We start from the raw sequence: 14,956 nt of genomic DNA, 5'->3' as shown, positions 1-14,956 counted from the left end.
TGGGGCCAACCCGAGGAACTGATCGGCGCGGCGGTGTTCCTGTCCGCGCGCGCTTCGGACTACGTCAATGGCCAGATCATCTACGTCGATGGCGGCTGGCTCGCGGTGCTGTAACGGCTCGACCACTTTATTTGCGACTTCATGACCACGCTCATCACCGACATCCAAACCACCGCCACCGCGCCGGAAGGCATCAACCTGCTCGTGGTTCGGGTCGAGACCAACCAGCCCGGCTTGGTCGGCCTCGGTTGCGCCACCTTTGCCTACCGCCACCGGGCGGTCGAATGCCTGATCGGGGAATACCTGCGGCCGCTGCTCGTCGGCCGCAACGCCGAGGCCATCGAGGAACTGTGGCAGCTGATGCACCAGAACGCCTACTGGCGCAACGGGCCGATAGAGAACAACGCCATCTCCGGAATCGACATGGCGCTGTGGGACATCAAGGGCAAGCAGGCGAACATGCCGCTGTACCAGCTGTTCGGCGGCAAATGCCGGGAAGGCGTCCCCATCTACCGCCACGCCGACGGCCGCGACCTGGAGGAACTCGGCGACTGCATCCTGAAGTACCGCGCGCAGGGCATCACGCACATCCGCTGCCAGAGCGGCGGCTACGGCGGCGGCCGTTTCAGCGCCGCACCCGCGGCCGCACCCCGGGGCGCGCTCGCCGGGGTCTACCTGGACAGCCGCGAATACATGCGCGACACGCTCGAGATGTTCGACGCGCTGCGCAGCCGCCTGGGCTTTGGCGTCGAGCTATGCCACGACGTGCACGAGCGCCTCAAGCCCGCCGACGCGATCCGCTTTGCCTGCGCGCTCGAACCCTACGCGCTGTTCTTCCTGGAAGACGCGATAGCACTCGAGGACGGCGACTGGCTGCGCCAGCTGCGCGCCAAGACCACCACGCCGCTGGCGCAGGGCGAATTGTTCAACCACCCGTTCGAGTGGCGCCCGCTGATCGCCGAGCGCCTGATCGACTACGTCCGCGTGCACCTGAGCCAGGTCGGCGGCATCACGCCGGGGCGCAAGCTGCAACTGTTTGCCGAGCAATACGGCGTGCGCACCGCCTGGCATGGCCCGGGCGACATGTCGCCGCTGGCGCACGCGGCGAACATCCACATCGACCTGGCAGCGCGCAACTTCGGCGTACAGGAATGGTCCGGCACCGAGCCCCCGAACAGCGTGATCCAGGACCTCAGGGGACCCAAGGAGGCGCTGCTCGACGTATTCCCGGGACTGCCCGAGTTCCGCCAAGGCCATGTCTACGCGAACGACAAGCCAGGCCTGGGCGTGGACCTCGACGAAGCCGAGGCGGCGAAATACCCATGCGAGAACAGCGTCACGACCTGGACCCAGACCCGTCTTCTGATGGATGGGGCGTTGCAGACGCCCTGAGGCAGGGGAGGGGGAGGGGGCAAGCCCGCAACGGGGCGCCCGTGCAGGTCCATTCGAGCAGCGCCCGGCGGACGCCTCTTCGAGATGGGGGCGTGTGTGTGCATGATGGTCTTTCTTCAACGCACGGATGCCAGCGGCAGGAACAGGGTCAGCGGAGAGTCCGCCAAAGGGGTAGAGGCGTGGTGCCGGTAGAACGCCGCGGCTTGATCGTCCTTGGCATCCACGATCAGGACCACAGCCGGAATCTCGGAACTGGCCGTGCGCCGCAGCGCGTTGACCAGCAGGGCGCCGCCCAGGCCCTGCCCCTTGAAAGCCGCATCGACGGCCAACCGGCCCATGCGGATGGCCGGCACGGAGCCATAGCGCGGCAGCTTGCGCCGCAGCCTGTCGGGCAGATCGGCCAGCGGCACGCTGGCCGTCGCCAAGGTGTAGTAGCCGGCGACGCGCCGCTCATCGGTGAGTGCGACAAAGCACGCTGCGACGCGGCGGCGAATGTCCTGCGACACCTGCTCGCGCAGATAGCGATCCAGCGCGAGCGTGCCGCTGTCAAACTGGCTTCGGTCATGGGCAGCAGCATCCAGCGCCGCGATCAGGAACGGCGCGTGCGTCATTCAGTGCGCAGCAACTCGTCGTGGCGGGCCATCGCGCGTTTGAGCGCCGGCGTCGGTTCGGGCGGCGACAGCAGCACCTCGGCAAAGCGTTGCTGGTCGGCCAGCGACAAGCGGATGACTTCGGCCTGCTCGATGGCGCGCTGGGCCGCGTCCTGGACGGCGGCCACCACGAAGTCGGTGAGGGTGCGGCCTTGAATCTCGGCGGCACGCTTGAGCATTTTCTGCAGGTCCGGGCTGATCCGGGCTTCGAGTCGGGCGGTAGAAACGGCGGTCATAGGGGCATCCTCCTGCCGGACATCGTACGGCAAATTGCCGGAAAAAAATCGTAACTATTCAGCCGCTACCGACAAACTCCACAGGAGCGCCATTGAACGCCGCCCGTAATGCCTCAAGCATGCATACGGCGTGCGCACCGCCTGGCATGGCCCGGGCGACATGTCGCCGCTGGCCCACGCGGCGAACATCCACATCGACTTGGCAGCGCGCAACTTCGGCGTACAGGAATGGTCCGGCACCGAACCCCCGAACAGCGTGATCCAGGACCTCAGGGGACCCAAGGACGCGCTGCTCGACGTATTCCCGGGACTGCCCGAGTTCCGCCAAGGCCATGTCTACGCGAACGACAAGCCAGGCCTGGGCGTGGACCTCGACGAAGCCGAGGCGGCCAAATACCCCTGCGAGAACGGCGTCACGACCTGGACCCAGACCCGTCTTCTGATGGATGGTGCGTTGCAGACGCCCTGAGGCGGGGCAGGGGAGGGGGCCAAGCCCGCAATGGGGCGTGTGCAGGGTCCTTTATGAAGGCGGGTCCGCAGCGTGGCTCCAGCAGGTTCATTCGAGCAGCGCCTTGGCGGACGCCTCTTCGAGCAAAAATACGAGTTCCCTCATACCGGATCGGCGCCTTCGAAGAACCCCTGCTTCCAGAGGTAGCCCATCTGATCACCCTCTGCCATATAGGCACGAATCTGGGCATCGTCACGGGCGCGGCGGATCTCGGTGGCGCCATTTCTTTTCACCAGCCAGCAGACCTCGTCCAGTTCGACGGCGTTCAGGAAATCAGGTGAATGGGTGGAGACCAGGACCTGCCCGCCGCGTTGCGCGTAGAGCCGAAACTCTTCGGCCAATTCGGCCATCAGCTTGGGGTAGAGCTGATTTTCGGGTTCTTCCACGCACAGCAAGGGATGCGGCTTGGGGTCATGCAGCAGGACCAGGTAGGAAAACATCTTGATCGTGCCGTCAGACACATAGCGGTCGAGGAAAGGCGTCTTGAACGAGCCGTCGCGAAAGCGCAATGTCAGGTACCCATCGTCCATCAGCTGAGGCTCCACCCCTGCGATTCCCGGCACACGCTGCGCAAGGGTGGCCAGAATCTTCTGAAACACCTCGGGATGCTGTTCGTAAAGATGGCGTGCGACCAGCGGCAGATTGTCTCCGGTCTCCGTGAGATGCTCCGTCTCTCCCACAGCCTCCTTGCGGCCACGTGCTGCATGGATGTGAAAGTCCGACACATGCCAGGACTCGATCAATTGGCGAAAAGCGGATGCGGCCTTGAAGCGCTCAAACTGCCCCAGGCCTTTGACGGCCAACGTGTCGGGAGCCACTTTCTGTTCTTCACGGTCCAGCGTCTCATCGGGTTTCTGAAAATCTTCTTCGTTCGTGATCGCAAAACCTGCGCCGTTCGTGAAGTCCAGGAAGTGAAACGGGCTGCCGTGGCGGCCCCGTTTGTAGCGGAGTATTTCCCGCCGGATGAACGGGGCACCATCCCGCTCGGCTATTTCGAGCGAGTAAGTGACCAGGCGATCAATCCCGCTGATCGGCATGCGGTACTGGATTTCGATCCTTATGGTTTCTTCCGTGGCGTCACGGCTGAGGACTTCCCGAAACCGGCCGCGCGAATCCAGCGCCTGCCGCACATTGTTTTTCAGGCAATCGTGCAAAAAACCAAACACATCAAAGAACGTGCTCTTGCCAGACCCATTGGCGCCAACCACCACCAAGAAGGCCGGGATGTCCTTCAGGTGTACGTCGCGAAAGACCTTGAAATTCTTCAGTCGGATGGATTCGATTTGCACTGGCTGATCCCCTCGATATCCGGGCATTGTGCCGCGCATCGGCCAACGCGCCGCCAAGGCCGCCGGGAGCACCGCATCTTGCCGGGCGGTGCGAGGGCCCGGCCGCCGCTGGCGGGAGCATGGACGAAGCGCCCTCCAGCGCACAGGCGGACGAACCGAGCCTGTGCCGGGTGAACGCGATCGCGCGCCCGGTCCATGCCGCGTCGCAGGCTACCCCCAAGCCGAACCCAGGAATCGTTGAAGCTCACCGCGTTTCATGGGGTACTGCGTAATCAAACGCACAAGTTCGTCCCCCTCGACCAACGCCACATTCGATACCCGGGCCTGGTGCTTGGCGGTGTCGTTGAAGCGCTGGTTGGTGACCGCCACCGGCGTGAACTGCACGCCGGGATGGCGCTGCGCATAGGCGTGAACCCCTGCAACGACATCCCTGACAGCCTCCCACCCGAGCGCTCGTCCTTCGATGCCGGAACTCTTGCACTGTATGGCCACGCCCTCGGCGCCACGGATCGCCAGGACATCGACGCCACCGTCGCCCGCACGCGGGGTCCGGATCACCTGTGGGTAGCCACGCTTGCTCCACAGCAAGGCGCAGAACGCCTCGAAGGCGTCGGCATCCAGTCGCCCGATGTCGTCGGCGCGGATCGACTCGTTGCCAAAGGCGTTTCCGCCGTCGGGAGCCTCCAAGTCGCCGAAGTCGGCGGGGCTCACGTCGCCCGCGCCATTCAGCATGTCGGTGGACAGGGTGCGCTTCCAATCCAGCAACTTGTCGAGCTTGGCGTCGAAGGTCAGGAAATCGTGCGCTACCACCACCGGGTAGTAGACGTGGACATCCCGCGTCTGGCCGATGCGGTAGGCCCGGTCGGTCGCCTGGTCCTCCTTGGCCGGGTTCCATGTCCGGGTGAAGTGGACGACATGATTGGCCGCCTGGATGTTCACGCCAAAACCCACCGCCAGGGGCGAGAGGACGATCACGCCAAAGCCGGACTGGTTCTGGAAGTCCCTGATTCGCCGTTGCCGGTTGTTGGCGTTGGCCGAGTCAGCCGACGTGTCGCCATTGATCACGTCGGGCACTGCGCCAAACCGTTCGCCGATGGCGCGCTGCAGCGTCCGTTGCAGATCCCGAAACTCGCAAAAGACGATGGCCTTCTCGCCCTTGGCCTTGATCTCGCGAAGCTCGGCCAGCAGCCATGCCATTTTGGGCGAGTGGCGCTCGATGTCCGCCACCGACTCGGGGTCGGTCGAAACGTGTCCAGGGGGCCTCGGGTCCGAGCAAAGCCGGCGCAGGTATTGCAGCAGACCCAAAGGGGACTGCAAGCCTGTGGCGAGGCCGCCATTCTCCCGCTTGCGAAACGTGGCGACCGCGTCGGCATAGTGCGTCCGCTGTCGGTCTGAAAGCGGCAAGGCCCGGCACGTATCCACTTCGATCTTCTTGGGCAAATCCTTGGCGACCTCCGCCTTGGTCCGACGCAGCTTCTGGGGGTCAATTAACGCCCGCAGCTCTACGACTCGCATTTCCGCGTCTGCGTTGCCCTCCGCCTCGATGGGTCTGCGGTATAGGTTCCCGAATTCCTTCAGCGCACCCAGCAAGCCCGGCTGTACAAAGTCGAACAGGCTCCAGATGTCGGTCAGCGTGTTCTCCACCGGCGTTCCCGTGCAGGCAATCTTGAACCGGGCGTTCTGCTTCTTGGCCGCGCGCGTGATCAGGGCGTTGGGGTTCTTGATCTTCTGCGCCTCGTCGCAAATCATGGCGGACCAGCGCTGCGCGGCGAATGAGAATTCGAGGTCGCGCAAGGTTTCGTAAGTTGTCAGAACGACTTGGGCGTCACCGAGCCAACCGGGCTTCAAAAGCCGCGTCACGCCCCCTTGAACGAGTTCCTCCTCAAGCTCGTGCCGGGGAACACGCTTTTCGGCCAGCGATTTTCCATACAACGTCAGGACGCGCATTGCGCCCGGTGCAAGGAACTTGGCAATCTCTTCCTTCCAGTTGTCCAACAGCGAAATAGGCGCCACGATCAGGAATGGATCGATGATGCCGGCTTGTTCTTCGACGGCCGCAGCGATGAACGCCAGCAGTTGTATCGTCTTGCCCAGGCCCATGTCGTCAGCCAGCAGCGCGCCACGGCAGGCCTCTGGCGAGAGGCGCCACAGGTGTTGAAGCCAGGCCACGCCGCTCAGTTGGTGCTCTTTGAGTGCGATCTCAGGCCGCAGCAAGACGGGGAGCTTGGGCGGTGCGCCGGTTGGAGCGAGCGCGCCTCGTCGCTCCTCATAGTCGAGCGTGTCCATGTTGGGCTTGACCACCAAGCCCTTGCGCTCGACGGCTTTGGCCTTGGTGGCGGGGTTCGTTGGATCAAATTCGCGCTTGCCCACGTCCTCGCGGGCCTTGTCCAGCGTGTTGAGAGCCTCGGCGGCCCACGCGACGGGAATGGGCTTGGGGCCGCCTGGGAACTCGATGGTCTCGCGGTTCTCCTCTTGTGCCTTGGCCACCTGCTCGCGGAGCTTCGCGATGGAGGCGGCGTTGAGCACGACCGCCACCGTCTCGCTGCCCCCCTCGGGCGTGTAGCAGATGCCGAAATTGACGTCCTCGGGGACCCATCCCGCGTCGTCGCTCTTGCGGGCGATGAAGGGCGAGTAATAGGGCTTCTCTTCACCGATTTCCCCTATGCGATCGGAATACCGCGACAGGTCAAAAATCTCCGCAGCCTGCGGGCGACTGGACGCCGACATGTCGCGCAGCGCCTCGCGCAGCAGCTTGGCTTGGTCCGGCGTATCGCCCAGGATTTCCAGGTCGTAGCCTTTCCAATGGCAGCATTGCGCAGACGCGGCGATGCGGGCCTCAAGCTTGGAAACGAACTTCTCCAAGTCATACGGGCCTTCAAAGCGCAGCTCGTCGGAATTGATCTCGCCAAGAACCAGTTCCTCGACCAGCAGTGCGCAGTCGTATGGATAGCCTTTTTCGTCGCGCCGGACGCGGGCCGTGAAGTGGGCGAATGAGACGCCAGCGTCATCGCGCGCTTTCTCAAACTGAGCCGGGTCGATGACCGTGGACGCGTCAGGCCCAAGAGTGGCAAACGGATTGCGCAAAAACGCTTCGGCGCGTTCGCCCGCAATGCGCCGGCCGGGCATTCTACGAATCTCGCGCAGCACCGCCTGCGTCTCCGGCGTGAGCATCACATGCACCAGGCCGTCGCCATCGGGAATCTCGTAGCGTTCGGGTACCGTGTCGAGGCGGTCGAACATTTCCAGCCAACGCGAAGGAGCGCCATCGAACCCCGGCATCACTTCCACGAGCTTGTCGCCAGCCACATTGACCTTGCGCAGGTCGATGCGCAGCCGCTCCGGCGTCAGGACCACGGTCTTGCGCAGGTAGTCCGTCAGGTCTGCTCCGGCGCGCGATGCATGCCACCGAATCGCCGACCAATCGCGCTTGTTGACATCGGGCGCCCGCTCCTCAGGCTTGCGCTGCCGTTGCTCAGCGACGGCTCCGGCCATGCGCCAGGCCGGCTCAGAAAGGATCGCGGACTTGCCGCCGGCAGACAGCACTGCGCCGACGATGTCCACATTGCCGTTGGGCCGCTGGCCTTTCGGATCGAGCCAGCCTTGGACGCTTACGGCGAAGCGCTCGTCAGTCAGCGTGCCTGCGCTCGACAAGATCGGCGTCCATGCTTCATGTGGTGGCAACCCGAGCAGGCCCAGGGCGGCTCCGTGTTCTGGCGAGTCTTGCAGTTTGTAGAAGTCGTCCCACGAAAGCCTGGCGCCGTTCTCATCGAGCTCCGCGAACCCCTCTTCTTCGAGCTGACGCAACAGAAGGACGAGTTCTGAGTTGGCACCAAACGACATCGGCGCCGACAGCCACCCATCAAACGGGGGTTTGGGTTGAAAGCAAGCTCCATCGCGGTCCCATGACACCGACATGGACGCGGAAGCTGGCGCGCCGTCGGCCGCGCTCTTCTTTGAACCAAATGGCGACCAAATCATTGGCTACTCCTTGAACCATCCCCGGCCGGGCCGGAACATCATTCCCATCGCCTGCAGCTTGCGCGACAAGTGCGAGCCACGATCGGTCTCGCGGACCCAAAGGGCTCCGCCAGCGTCGCGCAGGTCGGCAACATCGACAGCCACATCCGACACGAGCGCCTCGAGATCCGGCACGCACGCGGGCCGCTCCTGCGGCTTCTTGCCGATGAGCCGCGTGAGCCTGTCGTCGAATTTCTGCTCCCAGCTCTTCAGGGCGCCAAGCGAGTCGCGGTGGCGCATGGTGTCTTCGTTCACATCGGCTTTGAGCTCACTGATGTGGACGCCCTCGCGGGCACGGTCTGAAGTCAATGCCTTCGACAGCGATGGGCTCAGCGCGTCCCTGCGGAACAAGTAGAACGCGTTGCCGCTGGCGCCGAACTCAACAGCCAGGTAGGCACCGATGCACATGACAAACGCATTGTTGTCCGCTGTCGTGCCTCCCAAGTTCAGGAGGCGACCCTTGGCGCGCTCGCGGAACTCGACGAACTGAGCGCCCGGACGCTGCCAGGCAGATGTCCCCAGCGCGAACCACATGTCGTCCACAAACGGCGCGAAGCGCAGCCAATATGCCAAGCGTCGGCGGTCGGTGGCGCCATCAACGGTGAGGAGCTCGAAGAAGTCCGTGATCAAGCGGCCTTTGAGCCAGCCGAACACCATCTCGCGAGCCACATCGTCAGGCTCGTTGTCCGAGCGGACCCAGGCATCCCAGTTGACTCGCCGCAGCCAGGGGTTGCCAATGGTGGAAGTGGCGGCGTCTCGAAGCGCGGGCTGCTCGGGCCTGTCCGCGCACAGGGCATAGCGCGACACCAAAAGGGCCACGCAGCGCACCTTCAGGCCCTCGCCGATGGACACGCCCCCATGGCCCATTGCGATCGGCAACAGGTCCGGCAGCGTTGATTTGAATGGCCCATCGTGCAGGGCCGAGGCCGCCCTCATCTGGGCGAGAACCGCCTCCTCGAGCACCCATGAAGTTTGTGGGATCGACAGGCTGTCCAATGCGTCGTTCAAGCCCGAGGGGTCGCCGCGCAGCAAGTCGGCCCCAAATTTTTCGCAAGGCTGCGCCGTGAGCATCTCGACATGGCGGCCCAACGCCTCAAACCAAGGCGGCTTGAAGCCGGGCAGCTTGGCAAGGCGCTCCCGCTCGGTCCTAAGCCAGCCTCGCAGGCCGCGCCACCCCGTCGCGGACTCAGGGCTTGCATCCTTGCCGTGGACCGGGAAGGAGAAGTAGGCCGACAGCAGCGCCTGAAAGCAACGCAGGCGGCGATGCCCCAAAGATTGCCGTTCGGCCGTGCGGGCGATGGTTCCCCGCAGCGTCTCGTCGGCGAGCACCGACCAGCCCTTGCCGTCCAGCGCCCCGATGCCAAGGCAAACGTATTTGAGGTCGCGGAACGAGTCGATGCGGCCCGACCTGCGGAAATCGGTGATGGCCACCATGATGGAACGTGGATCGGCCGAAATGCCGGCGCCGCCGTGGTCGTGGTGGACGCGCTGTCGTGCGCGAGCCATCCCCCGAGGGTCCGACCATGACTCGGGCATGGTCGCCGCGCCCGCAAAGGATCGGGTGAGCCCCGCCCGAAGGCCAGCCAGCGAATCGATCACCGGTCGTTGGGGCATCGCAGTCCCGGGTCCAAGGGTATGTCGGGCGGCGCCTCCTTGGCGGAGGCCAGGTCGCGGAATTCGAGCTTGATTTCCACGCGCCGCATCTGGGCCGCGCTGCTGGAGGCCGTGTTGAACGACGACCCTCCTGCGAGGAACAGCGTTTGGATCAAGGAGCGGTCGCGCGCCGACAACGCGTCGGGCACCTGCGTGCTCAGCAAGGCGCACAGCACCCGCTGCGAGCGCTGGTAGCTCAGATTCAGGTTGAACAGGTAATCGCCGGTCTTGCTCGCAAAGCCCTCGACGACAACCCGCTTGAGCCACTTGTCGCACTTGTCTGAACGAGCCACGTCGAGCACGCGAGGAATGAACTGGCGAACGAAACGCTCGTCGCCAGGCTTCTCAAAGCGGTGCTCCTTGTCTTGGAACTGGACCAAAGTGCCGAAGTCGATGGAGTGGCCGCGCACGGTCACGCCTTTGAACTCTTCGAGCTGGGTCAAGGCCGCCACGTCGGACACGCACGACTCGATGGTCTTGTCGCGCTCCTCCGTCTCCTTCTTGATCTGCTGCAGGCCCTGAGTCACCGCCATCAGCGCCACCGCCATCGCGACCAGAAAGAGGACCATCAGGGCCGTCATCAAATCCGAGAACGAAATCCAGAAGGGCTTCTCGCCATCTTCTCGCGCGCCGCGCCGCTTGGGGACTTTGACTCCAAGCATGGCCGATTACCTCCGGGGCGGAATGTCATCGACCACGTCGCCCAGGTTCTTGATCGCCCCAGACAGCAAATGAACTGCGCTCGTGAGCTCGTCTTGGAATTGGCGATTGCCTTCTCGCAGGGTCCGCTCGACGTTCTCCCGGAACGACTCGTGCGCCTTGACCAAGACTTCGCTGACGCCTTGGAGGTATTCCTCAGACTGCTTCTGCGCGATGGCAAGCTGCTGGGTCGCCGTCTCAATGCGGCCGATGATTTCCGAAGTCATCGACACGTCGCGCTTTGTGTTTTCGAACGTGGCCTTCAACTCGGCAACCATGAGGGCGAAGGTGTCGCGCGTCTTGGCGTAGTCGGCGAAGATTGCCCGTGCGCCGTCGGTGGACATGGTGAGCTGGGTCGAAGCCGCCTTGATGGCTTCGGTAGCGGTGGTCGAGGCGCGCATGGTTTCCGACACACCCTGCCCCGCCTTGGCAAAGTCGGTGGCCGCCAGATAGAGCGTTTCGGCGCCGGATTTCATGCCCGTGATCGCCTTGTCGGTGGCTTGCGCGAGGCTCGCCACCGTGTTTTGCAGCGACTTGTTGGTCTCCATGGACTGGCCGAGCAATTGCTCGACCTGGCCGGAAAGCGACCCGATGGCTTGGCCCGTGGTCTGCTCGAAGCGGGCGTGGCGCTCGCCTTGGGACTCTGCCGCTTGCTCGGCCTGCATCCTGAGTTGCTCGACCACCCCGGCGACTTGGTCGCCCACCACTGCCAGCGTGTCTTTGAGCTTCTGCGACGACTCGGTCTGCGACTCCGACACCAGGGCCTTGATCTGCTCGACGAAAGCTCCCATTTGCGCGTTCATCGCGGCTTGGCGGGCGTCCATGGCGTCCAAGGCCTTGCCCAGCCGCTCGCCCATGGCGTCCACCGTGCTGGTCCCGGCCGCGTCCATATTGGCCGCGAGCTGCCCAAACTGGATGGCGGTGGCCTGCATGGACTCGCTGGCCTTGAGCATGAGCTCGGACATGCCCGTCATCTGGCCGCCAAACATCTCGCGCATCTGAGACGCGAAGCTCGCCAACACGTCGGTGAGCATCTTGTTGACCGCCTCGCCCTGGCTGGAGCTCACGCCCTGGACAGCCTTTGTGATGGCGTCCATGGGGCCTGCGAGCCCTTCGGCGATGGCCTTGCCCACGTTCGTCGACATCTGACCTGCGCTGTGCGCCTGGGCCTCGATCTGCTGCGTCGCCAGCGTCGTCAAAATCTCTTTGAGGTCGGTGACCAGGGCGTCCTTGATCTGCGCCGACTGAGTCGCCGAGTTCTCTGCGGCATTGACAAGCCGCTCGAGGTATTCCTCGCCCGCCCCGCCCTTGAACATGCTGTCGATGAGCTCGCGCAGTTCCTCGACTTGCCGGCAGCGCGATGTCACCAAGTACTTTTCGATCCCAGTGAACAGCATGGCCAAGCCGATGGCCGAGGCCGAGACGAAGAACGCGTGGCCCACCGAATTGACCAGATTGCGAAGCTGCTCCTGTGCCTTGGTCGGGTCGAGCGACACGTCGAAGCTGATCAGGCCCTTGATGAGGCCCAGGAACGTGCCAATGATGCCGAGGCCTGTGAGCACGCCGGGCAAGTGCTTGTAGAACTCCGTCTTCAAGCGGCTGTCTACGATGGCCTGCTCGGTAAAGAACGTCTCGGCGAGCGCCGTCGCGCGCCAACGGACGATTCGGCTCTGCCCATGTTCATCCTCTTTGGTCTGCGAGTGCAGCGTCTTGCTGTATTCGCGCCAAAGGTGGTCCAGGGTGGGAGCAGCCATGGCTTTGGATTCGATTTCGCCGAGTTCGACGACATCGCCACCGTTGGCCTGCGAGCGGATGGAGCGCAGCGCGGCGAGAGACTGGCGCAGCTCTTTGGCCAACTTGCCGGACTGCCGCACGAAGCGGAAAAAGAAATCCAGCGTGATGACGATCAGCAGGACCGCCACGATGGCTATGTGCCAATACTCGGCCAAGAGCCCGACCCAAGGACCCGCAAAGACAGTTGCGTCCACCCGCATCTCCCACAAAAAAATGATCGCTTTGTGGGGGACAAAACGAACCCCACGCGCCCTCAACGAATCCCTTTCGCGGGGCGGCGGCAGTTGCACGGAAAATCGGTTTGCGTTTTGGCGTATCGGCACGCCCGCCCGGCAGCGCCAAGCGAATGCCCCGATGCACGGCGCGTCAAAATGTAACGATATCAATCGAAGATACCACGGGATTAATGGTGAATTAGCCAATCCCCGTCGCGAACGTTCCAAAGCCCGTACCGGCCAGGCGCTGATTCTTTTTCGTTGCGGCCAACGCCACAGGCGAAGACCATGGAACCCACGGGTTTGATAGGGTTTTCATGAGTGAATGAAACCGGATGTGTGCTCCAGAATTTGCGGCATTGCAGCGGCCCAGGTCGCTGAGTTCCCCGAACCCTGACCCACTTTCGCAAAAATCTCTGAGGCACCCGCAGGAGCACCCCATGGCGAGCAATATCAAGGGCCCGGGAATTTATCTGGCGCAATTCACGGGCGACAACGCACCGTTTGACTCCTGGGAATCGATCACGCGTTGGGCCGCGAGCCTGGGCTTCAAGGGCGTGCAGCTCCCCTCCTGGGATCGGCGCGTCTTTGATCTGGAGCAGGCCGCCGCGTCGCAGACCTATTGCGACGAACTGCGTGGCGTGGCGCGCGCCAACGGCGTCGAGATCACCGAGCTGGGCACCCACTTGCAGGGCCAGCTGGTGGCCGTGCATCCGGCCTACGACGAGGCCTTCGACAGCTTTGCTCCCGAGGCCGTGCGCGGCAATCCCCGGGCGCGCCAGGCCTGGGCCGTGCAGCAGATGCTGCTCTCGGCCAAGGCCTCGCAGCGGCTGGGGCTGAGGAACACCGTGAGCTTCTCGGGCGCGCTGGCCTGGCCCTTCCTGTACCCCTGGCCGCAGCGCCCGGCCGGCCTGATCGACACCGCGTTCGACGAACTCGCGCGCCGCTGGCGGCCCATCTTTGACGCCTTCGACGCCGCCGACTGCAACGTCTGCTTCGAACTGCACCCCGGCGAGGACCTGTTCGACGGCGCCACTTTCGAGATGTTCCTGGAGCGCGTGCAGCAGCACCCACGCTGCTGCATCAACTACGACCCGTCGCACTTCCTGCTGCAGCAGCTCGACTACCTGCAGTTCATCGACATCTACCACGAGCGCATCAAGGCGCTGCACGTCAAGGACGCGGAGTTTCGCCCCACCGGCCGACAGGGCGTGTACGCGGGCTTTCAACCCTGGATCGGGCGCGCGGGGCGCTTTCGTTCGCTGGGCGACGGCCAGGTGGACTTCGGCGCCATCTTCTCCAAGATGGCGCAATACGGCTACGACAGCTGGGCGGTCCTGGAATGGGAATGCTGCCTCAAGCACCCCGAGGCCGGCGCGGCCGAGGGCGCGGAGTTCATCCGCCGCCACATCATCCGCGTGACCGAAAAGGCGTTCGACGACTTCGCCGGCGGCAGCAGCGACGCGCGGCAGTTGCAGCGCATGCTCGGTCTGCCGGAGGGCGCGCAATGACCGCGGCGCACAGCGCGGCGCCGCCGGGGCGCCGCATCCGGCTCGGCATGGTGGGCGGTGGCGAGGGCGCCTTCATCGGCGCCGTGCACCGCATCGCCGCGCGGCTCGACGACGAATACGAACTGCTCGCCGGCGCGCTCAGCGCAAGCCCCGAGAAAGCGCTGCGCTCGGCGCAGGCCCTGGGTCTGGCGCGCGCCTACCCCGACTACGCGACGATGGCGCGCGCGGAGGCGGCGCGCGCGGACGGAATCGAGGCCGTGGCCATCGTCACGCCGAACGACCAGCATGCGCCCGTGGCCGAAGCCTTTCTTGCGGCGGGAATGCACGTGATCTGCGACAAGCCGGTGAGCACCACGCTGGCGCAGGCCCTGCGGCTGCAAGAGTTGGCGCGCGCACGCGGCCGCATCCTGGCCGTGACCTACAACTACAGCGGCTACCCGATGGTGCGCCACGCGCGGCGCATGCTGCGCGACGGTGCGCTGGGAACGCTGCGCATGGTGCACGTGGAGTACCTGCAGGATTGGCTCACCGAGGCGCTCGAGGAAACCGGGCAAAAACAGGCGCTCTGGCGCACCGACCCGGCGCGCGCCGGCGCGGGCGGCTGCATCGGCGACATCGGAACGCACGCCTACCAGCTCGCCGCCTTCGTCACCGGACTGAAAACGCATTCGCTGTGCGCCGAACTGAGCCGCTTCGTGCCAAACCGTGCGCTCGACGACGACGCGCAGATTCTGCTGCGCTACGTCGGCGGCGCGCGCGGCATGCTGTGGGCCAGCCAGGTCGCACCGGGCAACGCGAACGAGCTGCGGCTGCGCGTATACGGCAGCAAGGGCGGAATCGAATGGAACCAGGAACTGCCCAACCAGCTGCACTGGTCACCGTTCGGCCAGCCGACGCAGAAAATCGGGCGCGGCACGGCCGCAGCGAATGCCGACGCGGCCCGCGTGACGCGCCTGCCCGCAGGCCACCCCGAGGGCTACCTGGAGGGCTTT

Annotated in this window: 12 protein-coding genes; 5 read left to right on the top strand and 7 right to left on the bottom strand. The window is 64.5% G+C overall.

Annotated elements, in window-relative coordinates; all coding sequences use genetic code 11:
- A partial coding sequence (locus VTU_RS31570) for an SDR family oxidoreductase (protein ID WP_010104818.1) occupies positions 1–114 on the top strand: 114 nt, incomplete at its 5' end.
- 27 nt (positions 115–141) lie between these two features.
- On the top strand, positions 142–1,392 hold the full coding sequence (locus VTU_RS0113030; protein WP_010104816.1) for an enolase C-terminal domain-like protein: 1,251 nt from the start codon (positions 142–144) through the stop codon (positions 1,390–1,392).
- A 116-nt stretch (positions 1,393–1,508) separates the two neighbouring features.
- Here the strand turns inward: VTU_RS0113030 and VTU_RS0113025 are convergent, their stop codons facing one another.
- Together VTU_RS0113025 and VTU_RS0113020 are read right to left on the bottom strand one after the other, a co-directional pair.
- Complete coding sequence (locus VTU_RS0113025; RefSeq protein ID WP_010104815.1) at positions 1,509–2,003, bottom strand: GNAT family N-acetyltransferase; 495 nt, start codon at positions 2,001–2,003, stop codon at positions 1,509–1,511.
- Positions 2,000–2,278: a type II toxin-antitoxin system TacA family antitoxin gene (locus VTU_RS0113020; RefSeq protein ID WP_010104814.1), complete on the bottom strand. Its 279-nt coding sequence runs from the start codon at positions 2,276–2,278 to the stop codon at positions 2,000–2,002. The genes VTU_RS0113025 and VTU_RS0113020 overlap by 4 nt, the downstream gene beginning before the upstream one ends.
- A 130-nt stretch (positions 2,279–2,408) precedes the next feature.
- Here VTU_RS0113020 and VTU_RS0113015 point away from each other — a divergent pair, with 130 nt between their 5' ends.
- A complete protein-coding gene (locus VTU_RS0113015) occupies positions 2,409–2,747 on the top strand; it encodes an enolase C-terminal domain-like protein (protein WP_010104813.1) in 339 nt (112 codons plus the stop codon).
- A 140-nt stretch (positions 2,748–2,887) separates the two neighbouring features.
- Here VTU_RS0113015 and VTU_RS0113010 read toward each other — a convergent pair whose 3' ends face one another.
- The 5 genes from VTU_RS0113010 to zorA form a co-directional block, all read right to left on the bottom strand.
- Positions 2,888–4,075: an AAA family ATPase gene (locus tag VTU_RS0113010; protein WP_010104811.1), complete on the bottom strand. Its 1,188-nt coding sequence runs from the start codon at positions 4,073–4,075 to the stop codon at positions 2,888–2,890.
- 210 nt (positions 4,076–4,285) lie between these two features.
- The gene (locus VTU_RS0113005; protein ID WP_010104810.1) at positions 4,286–7,915 is read right to left on the bottom strand and encodes an SNF2-related protein; all 3,630 of its coding nucleotides are present in this window, start codon (positions 7,913–7,915) and stop codon (positions 4,286–4,288) included.
- Positions 7,916–8,056: 141 nt separating this feature from the next.
- Positions 8,057–9,526 (bottom strand): EH signature domain-containing protein, encoded by a 1,470-nt coding sequence (locus VTU_RS0113000; RefSeq protein ID WP_236610733.1) that lies wholly within the window; start codon positions 9,524–9,526, stop codon positions 8,057–8,059.
- Positions 9,527–9,687: 161 nt separating this feature from the next.
- The gene (locus VTU_RS0112995) at positions 9,688–10,407 is read right to left on the bottom strand and encodes a flagellar motor protein MotB (protein WP_010104808.1); all 720 of its coding nucleotides are present in this window, start codon (positions 10,405–10,407) and stop codon (positions 9,688–9,690) included.
- Positions 10,408–10,413: 6 nt separating this feature from the next.
- A complete protein-coding gene (gene zorA, locus VTU_RS0112990) occupies positions 10,414–12,438 on the bottom strand; it encodes an anti-phage ZorAB system protein ZorA (RefSeq protein WP_010104807.1) in 2,025 nt (674 codons plus the stop codon).
- 455 nt (positions 12,439–12,893) lie between these two features.
- Between zorA and VTU_RS0112985 the strand changes: the two genes are divergently transcribed.
- Entirely contained in the window at positions 12,894–13,964 is a 1,071-nt protein-coding gene (locus VTU_RS0112985) for a sugar phosphate isomerase/epimerase family protein (protein WP_010104806.1), read from the top strand.
- On the top strand, positions 13,961–14,956 hold a 996-nt coding region (locus tag VTU_RS27135; RefSeq protein WP_010104804.1), incomplete at its 3' end, for a Gfo/Idh/MocA family protein. The genes VTU_RS0112985 and VTU_RS27135, both read left to right, overlap by 4 nt.

The organism is Verminephrobacter aporrectodeae subsp. tuberculatae At4, assembly GCF_000193225.1.
Classification (GTDB): domain Bacteria; phylum Pseudomonadota; class Gammaproteobacteria; order Burkholderiales; family Burkholderiaceae_C; genus Acidovorax; species Acidovorax aporrectodeae.
The sequence above is the reverse complement of the archived record's forward strand: the minus strand, read 5'-3'. Positions and strand labels throughout refer to the sequence as shown.